This window comes from Isoptericola aurantiacus (genome assembly GCF_044769875.1).
GTDB lineage: Bacteria > Actinomycetota > Actinomycetes > Actinomycetales > Cellulomonadaceae > Isoptericola > Isoptericola aurantiacus.
In genome coordinates, this window is the sequence record NZ_JBJBAE010000006.1 from 152,542 (window position 1) to 165,185 (window position 12,644).

Annotated in this window: 10 protein-coding genes; 8 read left to right on the forward strand and 2 right to left on the reverse strand. The window is 72.9% G+C overall.

Going from position 1 to position 12,644, the window contains the following annotated elements; genetic code table 11:
- Positions 1-29: 29 nt before the first annotated feature.
- Complete coding sequence (locus tag ACIQLL_RS15875) at positions 30-1,673, reverse strand: RICIN domain-containing protein (protein WP_402469192.1); 1,644 nt, start codon at positions 1,671-1,673, stop codon at positions 30-32.
- Positions 1,674-1,842: 169 nt separating this feature from the next.
- Between ACIQLL_RS15875 and ACIQLL_RS15880 the strand changes: the two genes are divergently transcribed.
- The gene (locus tag ACIQLL_RS15880; protein ID WP_402469194.1) at positions 1,843-2,064 is read left to right on the forward strand and encodes an SCO4848 family membrane protein; all 222 of its coding nucleotides are present in this window, start codon (positions 1,843-1,845) and stop codon (positions 2,062-2,064) included.
- A 101-nt stretch (positions 2,065-2,165) separates the two neighbouring features.
- Positions 2,166-2,990: a non-homologous end joining protein Ku gene (ku, locus tag ACIQLL_RS15885; RefSeq protein ID WP_402469197.1), complete on the forward strand. Its 825-nt coding sequence runs from the start codon at positions 2,166-2,168 to the stop codon at positions 2,988-2,990.
- A 9-nt stretch (positions 2,991-2,999) separates the two neighbouring features.
- On the opposite strand, the gene ACIQLL_RS15890 is transcribed toward ku, so the two are convergent.
- Positions 3,000-3,530 carry a TetR/AcrR family transcriptional regulator gene (locus ACIQLL_RS15890; RefSeq protein WP_402469200.1) on the reverse strand — a complete coding sequence of 177 codons (531 nt, stop codon included), beginning with the start codon at positions 3,528-3,530 and terminating at the stop codon, positions 3,000-3,002.
- Positions 3,531-3,635: 105 nt separating this feature from the next.
- On the opposite strand from ACIQLL_RS15890, the gene ACIQLL_RS15895 reads away from it, so the two are divergent.
- The 6 genes from ACIQLL_RS15895 (at position 3,636) to leuS (ending at position 12,642) form a co-directional block, all read left to right on the forward strand.
- The gene (locus tag ACIQLL_RS15895; RefSeq protein ID WP_402469202.1) at positions 3,636-5,168 is read left to right on the forward strand and encodes an MFS transporter; all 1,533 of its coding nucleotides are present in this window, start codon (positions 3,636-3,638) and stop codon (positions 5,166-5,168) included.
- A 69-nt stretch (positions 5,169-5,237) separates the two neighbouring features.
- Positions 5,238-6,908, forward strand: coding sequence for a metallophosphoesterase family protein (locus ACIQLL_RS15900; protein WP_402469204.1), 1,671 nt, complete (start codon positions 5,238-5,240; stop codon positions 6,906-6,908).
- Between the two features lie 39 nt (positions 6,909-6,947).
- A complete protein-coding gene (locus tag ACIQLL_RS15905; RefSeq protein ID WP_402469206.1) occupies positions 6,948-7,634 on the forward strand; it encodes a metal-dependent transcriptional regulator in 687 nt (228 codons plus the stop codon).
- 68 nt (positions 7,635-7,702) lie between these two features.
- Positions 7,703-8,926 (forward strand): MFS transporter, encoded by a 1,224-nt coding sequence (locus ACIQLL_RS15910; protein ID WP_402469208.1) that lies wholly within the window; start codon positions 7,703-7,705, stop codon positions 8,924-8,926.
- 28 nt (positions 8,927-8,954) lie between these two features.
- Positions 8,955-9,614, forward strand: a complete 660-nt coding sequence (locus tag ACIQLL_RS15915) for a vitamin K epoxide reductase family protein (RefSeq protein ID WP_402469210.1) — start codon at positions 8,955-8,957, stop codon at positions 9,612-9,614.
- A 52-nt stretch (positions 9,615-9,666) separates the two neighbouring features.
- Positions 9,667-12,642 carry a leucine--tRNA ligase gene (gene leuS / locus ACIQLL_RS15920; RefSeq protein WP_402469212.1) on the forward strand — a complete coding sequence of 992 codons (2,976 nt, stop codon included), beginning with the start codon at positions 9,667-9,669 and terminating at the stop codon, positions 12,640-12,642.
- The last annotated feature ends 2 nt before the right edge of the window (positions 12,643-12,644 follow it).

Genomic DNA, 12,644 nt, shown 5'->3' on the forward strand with positions numbered 1-12,644 from the left:
CGCCGGTCGACGGGCCGCCGCCGCCGGGCTCAGCAGGTCTGGTCGCTGCTGGAGTCCCAGGTGATGTCGCGGACGGTCAGGTTCACCGAGCACGGCGACTCGCGCAGCGTCGTGTCCCGCAGCGTCAGGTTCTCGAACGTCACGTCCCGGGTGTTGGCGAACTCCGAGCGTGCCGCGACGCGCACGTCGCCCGGACCGGCGATGGTGCCGCCCTCGGACGCGATCGTGACGTTGTAGCAGTTCTCGATCAGGACGGCGTTGGACCCGGTGCCGGCGATGTCCACCCGCTCGATCACCGCGCCGCCCGACTCCGAGACGCAGAAGATGCCGCGACCGCCGCCGCGGGCGACGACCTCCCCGACGCGGACGTTGGTGGGGTAGGAGCCGTCGAGCGACCCGTTGCGGTTCGCCATGCGGAAGGCCGCGTAGCCGGTGCCGGTGCCCGCGCCGTCGGCGTCGACGGTCCCGACCGTGGCGTTGACCGTGTCGTTGAGCAGCAGCCCGGAGTAGCCCGTGTCACGGGCGGTGACGGTGCCGATCGTCAGCCCGTCGACGCCGTACGTCTCCACGCCATGGTTGCTGGTGCCGGAGACGTAGACGTCGTCGATGCGGATGTCGCGGGCCTCGCGCACCGAGTCGTCGTCGCGCGAGTCGACCCGGATGCCGAGCCCGCCGCTCAGGCGCAGGTCGATCTGGCCGAGGTGGACGTCGGAGGAGGTGCGCACCCAGATGCCGAAGTACGGCGCGCCGGTCAGCTGCAGGTAGGGCACGGCCACGTCCTGGGCGTGCCGGATCCGGATCGGGGCGTTGTTCGCCGCCGGCGTCCCGGTGACGTCGATGGTGCCGCACACCTCGAGCGAGGTGTGGCTCGGCAGGTCGATCGAGCTCGACGCGGACATCGAGCCGGAGCCGCGCACGACGACGCGCTCCTGCGTGGTCCGGCCGGCGGTCAGCCCGCCGACGGCGGCGCGGACCGCGCCGGCCATCTCGGAGCCGGTGTAGAGGGTGGTGCCGCCACGACGTGCCGTCCAGGTCGGGCCCGACTGCACGGCCTCGGTGGTGAAGGTGCCGGTACCGCATCCCTCCGTCGGGGAACCGCCGACCTCCACGAGGTCCCAGACCTGGTTGGCGCCGCCGAGCGAGGTGTACTGGCTGAGGCGGTCGGCCGGGGTGGTGGACCACTCCCAGACCTCGAGCGCCTTGCCGCTGTGGCGGTTGACCAGCTGGACGCCGCCGTCGGTGTCCACGGGGCGCCACTGCTGGTTGGCCCCGGCGTTGTCGGTGTACTGGCGGATCTCGGCACCGTCGGCGGTGGACCTCTCCCAGACGTCGATCGCCTTGCCGGAGTGCACGGAGACGATCCGGTAGTAGCCCGAGCCGGCGTCGACGAACCGCCACCGCTGCCAGGCGGCGTCGGTGCGGTGCCACTGGATGATCTCGGCGCCGTTCTCGGTGGAGGCGTTCAGCACGTCGGCCACGAGGCCGCTGTTCCGGTTGACCAGGACGTACTGCGCGGAGGTGTCGATCTCGGCGGCCTGCGCGGGCGTCGAGGCCGCGACCAGGCCGGCGGCCGACAGGGCCAGGGCCGCGAGGCCGGCGAACGCCCGGCGCAGTCGTCGGCGCCGGGGCCTCCCGGCGGCGGGGGACGGGAACGGGGACGGGGTGGTGCGCACGTCGTGCTCCTTCGCATCGATGGCGTGCCGGGCGGCCCCCTCGCCGCGACGTCTGCATCGATGAAACTACCGGCTCCCGGCCGGCCGGGCCAGGGGTTGAAACGTTTTGGGGCATGCGCTTTCCCTGGCGCGCGCCGTCCGCGTGCGTCGGTGCGGGATACTCGACGACGTGCAGATCCCTGTCCTCTGGTCCCTCGTCCTGCTCGTCGCCGCCCTGTGGAACCTCGTCGTCTGGCCCCAGTTCTGGAAGCGGGTCACGCGTGACCCCCGCGCGCGCGACGACGCCGGGCGGCCGACGCGCTTCTACACCGTGCACGCCGTCCTGGTCGGGGTGTCGGTGGTGCTCGCCGTCCTGGTCGGCGTCGTCGGGGTGCTCGGCCTGGTCGGCTGACACCCCCGGAGCGGGTCGCCGGAGCGGCCCCGACCGGGCCCGGCGTGCCCGTGGGGAGCCGTCGTCCTGCGCGACGGCGCCGCCCGCGTGACCATGGGGTCATGAGGGCGATCTGGAAGGGTGCCGTGACGTTCGGGCTCGTCAACGTCCCGGTGAAGCTGTACAGCGCCACGGAGGACCACGACGTCCCGCTGCACCAGGTGCACGACGCCGACGGCGGGCGCATCCGCTACCGGCGCGTCTGCGAGGTGTGCGGCGAGACGGTGCCGTACGAGCACATCGACAAGTCGTACGACGACGGCGAGCACGCGGTCGTGCTCACGCGGACGGACCTCGCCGCGCTGCCCGCCGAGACGGACCGGGAGATCGACGTCGTCGAGTTCGTCCCCAGCGACCAGGTGGACCCGATCCTCTTCGACCGGACCTACTACCTGGAGCCGGACTCGAAGTCGCCCAAGGCGTACGTGCTGCTGCGCCGCACCCTGGAGGAGACCGACCGCACGGCGATCGTGAAGTTCGCGCTGCGCCAGCGCACCCGGCTGGCGGCGCTGCGGGTGCGCGACGAGGTGCTCACGCTCCAGACGCTGCTCTGGGCGGACGAGATCCGTGCGGCCGAGTTCCCGGCGCTGGACGGCTCCACGTCCGTCTCGGACAAGGAGCTCGCGATGTCCGCCCAGCTCGTGTCCAGCTACGAGGCGGACTTCTCCCCGGAGGACTACACCGACGAGTACCAGGAGCAGCTGCGCCAGCTCATCGACGCCAAGATCGACCAGGGCGACACGATGGATCCCGCGGAGACGTTCGGCGCGGCCGAGGAGTCCGAGGGGGCGGAGGTCGTGGACCTCATGGAGGCGCTGCGCCGGTCGGTCGACTCCCAGAAGAAGGCGACGTCCGGCGGGCGTCAGAAGCAGAAGAAGACGGGCTGACCTCGCGCGTCAGGCCGTGGCCTGCCGTCGCAGGTGCTCGACGACCTCGAGCAGCTCGTCCACCGGGGGAGGCTGCACGCCGATCGAGGCGCGGTGGTACAGCCCGTCGCTGAGCAGGACGACGGTGCGGGCCAGGACCGGGTCGTCGATCTCGGCGGCGACCGCCTCGGTCCAGGCCTCCAGGGCGGCGTCGAGCGCCCCTCGCGCCCGGGGGTAGGCCCCGCCGGCCAGGCGCGCGGTCGCCAGGTAGGCACGGTCGAGCTCGCCGCCCACGTCGACCGAGGTCCGCAGCAGGTAGGCCACGGTCCCCTCGGGTGCGGACCGCATGACGGCGACGTCGGCGGCGATGAGGGCGCGCAGGTGCTCGACGAGGCCGTCGACGAGCTCGTCCTTGGACGGGAAGTGGTACAGCAGGCCGCCCTTGGAGACACCGGCGCGCTCGGCGACGGCGTCGAGGGTGGCGGAACGCTCGCCGGACTCGACCAGGATCTCGGCGAAGGCGTCGAGCACCTTGGCGCGGGCGGCGGGGGGCGGCGGCATGGTTGCACCCTACCGCCGGGCGCGTTACTGTACCGGCTGGACGGTGCGGAAGTTCGACGTCACCCATGTCGCCCCGGCCGTCCCGCTGTGTGAAAGGCGTCCGCCATGGCCCAGACCCGCACGGCACCGGATCTCGCGCCCGCGTCCACCTCCCGCGACCCGCGGCGGTGGATCGCCCTCGGCGTCCTCATGCTCCCGGTGCTGCTCGTCTCGATCGACAACACCGTCCTGTCCTTCGCGCTGCCCCAGATCTCCGCGGCGCTGGAACCCGGCGGCACCCAGCTGCTGTGGATCGTGGACGTCTACCCCCTGGTCCTGTCCGGCCTGCTGGTGCCGATGGGTTCCTTCGCCGACCGCATCGGGCGGCGCCGGCTGCTGCTGACCGGCGCGGTGGGGTTCGCCGTCGTGTCCGCGGTCGCCGCCTTCGCCCCGACCGCGGGCGCCCTCGTCGCCTCCCGGGCGGCGCTCGGGTTCTTCGGGGCCATGCTGCTGCCGTCCACGCTGTCGCTGCTGCGCAACGTCTTCACCGACCGCACCGAGCGGCGGCTGGCCATCGCGATCTTCGCCTCCGGGTTCGCGGCCGGCGGGGCGGTCGGTCCGATCGTGGGCGGCCTGCTGCTGGAGCACTTCTGGTGGGGGTCCGTCTTCCTGCTGGCCGTGCCGGTGCTCGCCCTGCTGCTGGTCCTGGCCCCCGTGTTCGTCCCCGAGTCGCGCGATCCCGCGCGGGGCCGCATCGACCCCGTCTCCATCGCGCTGGTGATGGCCACCATGACGTCCGTCGTCCTGGGCATCAAGACCCTCGCCAAGGGCGGCGCGACGACGACGGCGCTCGCCCTGGTGGCGGTCGGCCTGCTGCTGGGCGCGGGGTTCGTCCGGCGTCAGCTGCGACGTCCCGACCCGATGCTCGACGTACGGCTGTTCGCCGTCGGCGCGTTCAGCGGCGGTGTGCTGGTCAACCTGCTCAGCGTGTTCTCGTTGGTCGGGTTCCTGTTCTTCGTCTCCCAGGACCTCCAGCTCGTCATCGGTCTCTCGCCGGTCCAGGCCGGGCTCGTGCTGCTGCCCGGGACCGTCGCGATGGTCGTCGCCGGGCTCACCGTGGTGCGTGTGGTGCGGCGGGTCCGGCCGGCCCACGTCGTCGCCGCAGGTCTCGCGGTGTCGGCCGTCGGCTACCTGATCACGGCGCTGGTCGGTGGCCGGGGCGAGGCCGGCTGGCTCGCGGTCGCCTTCGTCGTGCTCTCGCTCGGCATCGGCACGGCGGAGACGATCTCCAACGACGCCGTCGTCTCGGCGGTCCCGCCGGAGAAGGCCGGGGCGGCCTCGGCCATCTCGGAGACCGCCTACGAGTCCGGTGCCGTCCTCGGCACGGCGGTGCTGGGCAGCATCCTCACCGCGTCGTACAGCAGCGCCGTCGTCGTCCCCGCGGGGGTACCGGCCGCCGACGCCGCAGCGGCCACCGAGACGCTCGGCGGTGCGGCGGGCGTCGCCGAGGGCCTGCCGGCCGGCCAGGCCCAGGCGCTGCTCGACTCCGCGCACGCCGCCTTCGGCTCCGGGGTGGTGACCACCTCGGTCATCGGGTTCGTCGCCGTGCTCGCCGCGGCCGTGATCGCGCTGACCATGCTGCGCCACGTGCGATCCTGAGCCCATGGGGGCGTGGGTCAGGACCGTCCCGGTTGGACAGATCGGGGCGACTCGGTTGAGGTAGGCACGATGACTCCTGGACGCACGCCTTCCCGTTGGTTGCGGTGGACGCTCGCCGTCACCGTGGCCGTCCTGGCGTGCCTCGCGTTCGGCGTCACGACCGCCTCGGCCGTCCTCAGCCTCGGACCGCACGAGGCGCTGTACGAGGTCGACACCGACGGGCTCGTGGTGGCCGACCTCGGACCGCTGGGCACCATCGAGATCGACTCGCCGCTGCCGCTCGGCCTCGGCGTGGACGTCACCGTCAAGGAGATCCCCGCCGACCTGACGGCGGTGGGCACCTCGTCGACCCTCGACCGGCTCGTCGGGGACCTCGACCGGTACCTGCAGTTCTACAACACCCCCGAGGTCACGATCGACGCCGTGACCTCCGCGCTCGTCGGGGACGCGCTGCGGCGCGCCGCGGTGGCGCTCGTCGTGGTGTTCCTCGTCGGGTGGGGGGTCCGCACCGTCCTCGGCCCCGACCGACGCCGGGAGCTGACCGACCTGCTGGCACCCCGGACCTGGCGACTGACCGCCGGCACCGTCGTCGTCGTGCTCGTGGTCACCACCGTGGTCTCCGGCGACGTCGATCCGCCGCGGGCCGGCAGACCGGCCTCGGCGGTCTTCGCCGGCACCGCGCTGGAGGGCGCCCGCATCACCGGCCGCCTGGCCGGCGTGGTCGACACCTACGGCGGTCAGCTCGTCGAGCTCTACGACGAGAACGAGGCCTTCTACGCCGACGCCCGCGACAACCTCGAGCGGTCGTGGGACGGATGGGACATCCGGCACGCCGTCCGCACCAACCTCGGCACCGAGACGCCCGACGACGAGGACGTGGTCACGCTGCTGGTCGTGTCCGACCTGCACTGCAACACCGGGATGTCGGGGCTCATCGAGACCACGGCCGTGCGATCGGGCGCCGACGTGGTGCTCAACGCCGGCGACACCACGATGAACGGCACCGCCGTGGAGAAGGCGTGCGTCGACTCGTTCGCGGCGGCGGTGCCCGACGGGGTGCCGATGGTGGTCTCGGACGGGAACCACGACTCCGTGCTCACCTCCAGCCAGGAGGCGGCGCACGGCCAGACCGTCCTGGACGGCGGCGTCGTCGAGGTGGCCGGCGTGCGGATCCTCGGCGATCGTGACGCGCTGGAGACGCGGATCGGCGAGGGGACCCAGGTCGCGCGCGAGCAGACGCCCTCCGAGCAGGCCGCCGCGCTGGCCACCACCGCCTGCGAGGACGGGGACGTGGACCTGCTCCTGATCCACACGCCGCCGGTCGGGGACGCGGCGCTGGACTCGGGCTGCGTGCCCTTCCAGGTCTCGGGCCACACGCACCGGCGGGCGGGGCCGGAACAGGTGGGTCAGGGCATCCGCTACGTCTCGGCCAGCACGGCCGGTGCCGCCTCGGGTCAGCCGACCGTCGGTCCGCTGCGGGGCACGGCGGAGATGACCGTGCTGCGGTTCGACCCGGAGACGCGCCGGATGCTCGACGTGCAGGTTGTGCAGGTGGAGCCGTCGGGCCGGGCCACGGTGGGCGACCGCGAGCCGGTGCCCGCGGTGGTGCCGCCGCTGGGTCAGCTGCAGCCCGGGGTGGCGGGTGCCGGCCCGGCGCCCTCCGGCACCTCGTCGGCGACCCCGGAGCCGACCGGGTCGCCGTCGCCCGCCCTGGTCCCCGACGGCCCGATCCTGCCGTAGGGCCTCGTCGCGGGACCATGGCCGCGTAGGCTCGTGACCGTGACCGACAGCAGCACCGCACTGACCCCCGTCGCGCAGGACTACCTCAAGGCGATCTGGTCGGCGCAGGAGTGGAGCGACGAGAAGGTCACCACCGGGCTGCTCGCGGACCGGCTCGGGGTGGGGCCCTCGACGGTCTCGGAGACGGTGCGGCGGCTGACGGCGCAGGGCCTGCTCGGCCACGAGCCGTACAGCGGCGTCTGGCTGACCGACGCCGGACGGCGGCACGCGTTGACGATGGTCCGCCGGCACCGGCTCATCGAGACCTGGCTGGTGCGTGAGCTCGGCTACACCTGGGACGAGGTCCACGACGAGGCGGAGGTGCTGGAGCACGCCGTCTCCGACCGCCTGGTCGAGCGCATCGACGTCCGCCTGGGGCGTCCGGAGCGCGACCCGCACGGTGACCCGATCCCGACGGCGGACGGGCGGGTCGTGCGACCGGACGCCGTGCCGCTGGTGGACCTCGGCGCGGGGGAGCGGGGCGTCGTCGCGCGCATCTCCGACGCGGACCCGCAGGCCCTGCGCTACCTGGCGGGGCTGGGCCTGGAGCTCGACGTGGAGGTGGCGGTGGCGGACCGGCGGGACTACGCCGGCACGCTGTCCGTGGAGTTCGACGCCGCCGGGAGGCGGGTGCGCGTGGACCTCGGCCACCTGGCCGCCTCGCGCGTCCGGGTCGTGCGCGCGTAGGCTGGGCGCATCCCCGACGGCGTGCACGCGATCTCTGCGTGGCGCCGTCGAATCGTTTCGAACCAAGGATGCACCCTGTGACCCTGGCTCCCTCCCGCTCTGCCCGCCGCACCGGGCTCACCCCGGCCTCCTGGGCGCTCTTCGCGCTCGCGCTCGGCGGGTTCACCATCGGCACCACCGAGTTCGCCACGATGGGGATGCTGCCGCAGTTCGCCGCCGACCTCGGCGTGAGCGACCCCGTCGCCGGGTACGCCGTGACCGCCTACGCCGTCGGCGTGGTCGTGGGGGCGCCCCTGCTCACGGTCGCCGCCGCCCGGATGTCCCGGCGTCGCCTCCTGCTGTGGCTCATGGGTTTCTACACCGTGGCCAACGTGCTCTCCGCCGCCGCGCCCAGCATCGAGTGGCTCGTGGCCGGCCGGTTCCTCGCCGGCCTGCCGCACGGCGCGTTCTTCGGCGTCGGTGCGGCCGTGGGGGCGTCCGTGGCCGGACCGGGCCGCCGGGGGCACGCCGTGGCCGTCATGATGACCGGCCTGACCGTCGCCAACGTCGTCGGCGTGCCCCTGTCCACCGCCGTCGGGCAGACGTTCGGCTGGCGTCTGGCGTTCGTGCTCATCGGCGTCCTCGGCGGGATCGCCCTGCTCGGGCTGTGGCGGTTCGTGCCCGAGCGCGGGCCGGTCGAGTCGAGCGTGCGCAACGAGCTCGGCGCGCTGGCCAACGGGCCGATGTGGGTGGCGTTCGTCGCCGGCGCCATCGGGTTCGGTGGCCTGTTCGCCGTCTACACCTACGTGGCGCCCACCGTCACCCAGGTCACCGGGATGAGCGAGGGTGCCGTGCCCTGGGTCCTGGCGGTCATGGGCGTCGGGATGACCGTCGGCACGCTGGTCGGCGGCAAGCTGGCCGACCGCTCCGTGCTCGGCACCGTCGTCGGCGGGTTCGTGGCGACCGGCGCGTCGCTCGTGCTCTTCGCGCTCACCGCAGGCTCCGTCGTCGGCGCCGTGGCCGGGCTGTTCCTGCTCGGCGTCACCTCGCAGGTGCTCGGGCTGGCCATGCAGACGCGGCTCATGGACCTGTCCCCGCGGGCGGAGTCGCTCGGTGCGGCGCTGTGCCACTCCGCGCTCAACCTCGCCAACGCCGGCGGCGCGTTCTTCGGCGGGATCGTCATCGCCGCGGGCTACGGCTACGTGGCGCCCGCCTGGACGGGCCTCGGGCTGACGATCGTGGGTCTGCTCATCGTGCTCGTCTCGGCACGGCCGCGGCGCACGGTCGGCGTCCACCCGCTCGACCCCGCCTGACCTCAGGACGGTGCGGTACCGTCACCGCGTGACCGACACGACGGTGAGCACCGCTGACGACGGCTCCACGCGGAGCCCGGACGACCTCGCTCCGGCCCCGCCGGGGCGGCGGCTGTCTCCACGAGCCTTCGGCACCCTGCTCGTGGTCCTCGGGGGCATCGGGTTCGGCGGCTCGCTGTGGCTCGCCATCGAGAAGATCCTCAAGCTCCAGGACCCCGACCGCGTCACCTCGTGCAGCATCAACGTCTTCCTCGACTGCGGTGTGGCGATGGGGTCCTGGCAGGGCTCGCTCCTCGGGTTCCCGAACCCGTTCCTCGGGGTGGCGGCCTTCCCGGTGGTCATCACCACGGGCGTCGTGCTGCTCGCCGGCGCCCGGTTGCCCCGCTGGTACCTGCTCAGCCTGCTCGCCGGCACGGTGCTCGGCGAGCTGCTGATCTTCTTCCTCATGTGGACCAGCTTCTACGCCCTGGTCGCCCTGTGCCCCGCGTGCATGGTGGTGTGGACCATCATGTGGCCCCTGCTGTGGGTGCAGGTCGTGCGGGCCGTGCAGGACGGCGACCTGACGGTCGGCGACGGGCTCCGCGCCGCGATCACCGGCTACCGCTGGGTGATCCTCGCCATCGGGTACGTGGTGGCGGTCGCCTGGCTGCTGCTCGCCGTCGGACCGGCACTGATCGCCTCGTTCTGACGGGTCGAGAACCCTGCCGGGCGCGGGACGACCGGCCGGTAGACTCGCCGGCGTGAGCACGCCAGAGACCGACACGCAGCGACCCGACGAGCCCGCCCACCGCTACACCCCCGCCCTCGCGCAGGACATCGAGCTGCGCTGGCAGGACCGCTGGGACGAGCGCGGCACCTTCTACGCCGCGAACCCCTCGGGCGAGCTCACGGACGGCGAGGGCCGGCACGCCGGGACGGGCGAGCCGTTCTTCATCATGGACATGTTCCCGTACCCCTCCGGGGCGGGGCTGCACGTCGGTCACCCGTTGGGCTTCATCGCCACCGACGTCGTCGGCCGCTTCCGCATGATGTGCGGCGACAACGTGCTGCACGCCATGGGGTTCGACGCCTTCGGCCTGCCGGCCGAGCAGTACGCCGTCCAGACGGGTGAGCACCCGCGTCTGGTCACCGAGCGGAACATGGTCACCTACCGCCGCCAGCTGCGGCGCATGGGCCTGGGTCACGACCCCCGGCGCAGCTTCGCCACCATCGACAGCGACTACGTCCGCTGGACGCAGTGGATCTTCCTGCAGATCTTCGACTCCTGGTACGACGCCGACGCCGAGCCGGTCGACGGCGGCACGCAGCGCGGCCGGGCGCGCCGGATCTCCGAGCTGCGCGACGAGCTGGCTGCGGGGACCCGCCCGGTGCCCGGGCACGACGGCGACAACACGGGCGGCGCGGTCTGGTCCGCCCTGGACGCGGGCGAGCAGCGCGACGTGCTCGACGCCCAGCGCCTGGCCTACGTCGACTCCTCGCCGGTGAACTGGTGCCCGGGCCTGGGTACGGTGCTGGCCAACGAGGAGGTCACCGCCGACGGCCGCTCCGAGCGCGGCAACTTCCCGGTGTTCACCAAGAACCTGCGGCAGTGGAAGATGCGGATCACCGCCTACGCGGACCGCCTGACCGACGATCTGGACCTCATCGAGTGGCCGGACAAGGTCAAGGCGATGCAGCGCAACTGGATCGGCCGCTCGACGGGTGCGAACGTGCTGTTCGACGTGGTGGGCGCCGGGGACGCCGACGTCGACGCGGCGGGCGCCGGCGGTTCGATCGAGGTCTTCACCACCCGGCCGGACACCCTGTTCGGCGCCACGTTCATGGTCGTGTCCCCGGAGCACCCGCTGCTCGACGAGGTGCCCGCCACCTGGCCCGACGGCACGCGCGAGGTGTGGACCGGCGGGCACACCTCCCCGGTCGAGGCCGTGGCCGCGTACCGTCGCGAGGCCGCCGCCAAGACCGCCGTCGAGCGGCAGGCCGACGCGGGCAAGAAGACCGGCGTGTTCACGGGGCACCTGGCCGTCAATCCCGTCAACGGCGAGACCGTGCCTGTCTTCACCGCCGACTACGTGCTCATGGGTTACGGCACCGGCGCGATCATGGCCGTGCCCGGCGGCGACGACCGCGACCACGCGTTCGCCGAGGCCTTCGAGCTGCCGATCGTGCACACCGTGGAGCCCGCCGGCGGGCTGCCGGAGGGCCACGAGGGCGCCTGGACCGGCGACGGCGTGACGGTGCGCTCGGCCAACGACGAGATCTCGCTGGACGGGCTGGGCGTGGCCGACGCCAAGGCCACGATCATCGACTGGCTGGAGGCCCGGGGCGCCGGACGCGGCACCACCACGTACCGGCTCAACGACTGGCTGTTCAGCCGGCAGCGCTACTGGGGCGAACCGTTCCCGATCCTGTGGGACGAGCAGGACCGCCCGGTCGCGATCCCCGGCGACCAGCTGCCCGTGGACCTGCCGGAGGTGCCGGACTACGCGCCGCGCACCTTCGACCCGGACGACCGCGACTCTGAGCCGGAGGCGCCGCTGGGTCGCAACGACGAGTGGGTGCACGTCACCCTCGACCTGGGCGACGGCCCACGGCGGTACCGCCGGGACACCAACACGATGCCCAACTGGGCCGGGTCGTGCTGGTACTACCTGCGCTACCTCGACCCCACGTGGGGCGCCGAGGGCGCGGGCGACGCCACCGTCCCGGTGGTGGACCCGGACCTGGAGAGCTACTGGATGGGTCCGCGGCACAACGGTTCCGCGGGTCCGGCGGGCGGCGTCGACCTGTACGTCGGCGGCGTCGAGCACGCCGTGCTGCACCTGCTGTACGCGCGGTTCTGGCACAAGGTCCTCTACGACCTGGGGCACGTCTCCTCCCGCGAGCCCTTCGGCAAGCTGTTCAACCAGGGGTACATCCAGGCGTTCGCCTACACCGATTCCCGCGGTGCCTACGTGCCGGCCGCGGAGGTGAGCGACGACGGCCGGGGCAGCTTCACCTGGCAGGGGCAGCCCGTCACCCAGGAGTACGGCAAGATCGGCAAGTCCCTGAAGAACGTCGTCTCCCCGGACGACATGTACGAGGCCTACGGCGCGGACACGTTCCGCGTCTACGAGATGGCGATGGGTCCGCTGGACCAGTCGCGCCCGTGGAACACCCGCGACGTCGTCGGCTCCCAGCGGTTCCTGCAGCGTCTGTGGCGCAACGTCGTGGACGAGTCCACCGGGGGCCTGGTCGTGACCGACGGCGAGCCCGACGACGCCACGCTGCGCGCCCTGCACCGCACCGTCGCCGACGTGCGCGTCGAGATGGAGCAGATGCGCCCCAACACGGCGATCGCCAAGCTCATCACGTACAACAACCACCTGACCGGCCTGGACGCGGTGCCGCGTGCCGCCGTCGAACCGCTCGTGCTGATGGTCGCACCGATCGCCCCGCACATCGCCGAGGAGCTGTGGGAGCGGCTGGGACACGACGCGTCGCTGGCGCGCGAGCCGTTCCCGGTCGCCGACGAGCAGTACCTCGTGGCCGAGACCGTCACCTGCGTGGTGCAGGTCAAGGGCAAGGTGCGCGGACGTCTCGAGGTCGCCCCGGCGATCTCGGAGGACGACCTCACCGCGGCGGCGCTCGCCGAGCCGAACGTGCTGCGAGCGATCGACGGCGCCGAGATCCGCAAGGTGATCGTGCGTGCGCCGAAGCTCGTCAACGTTGTCGTCTGAGC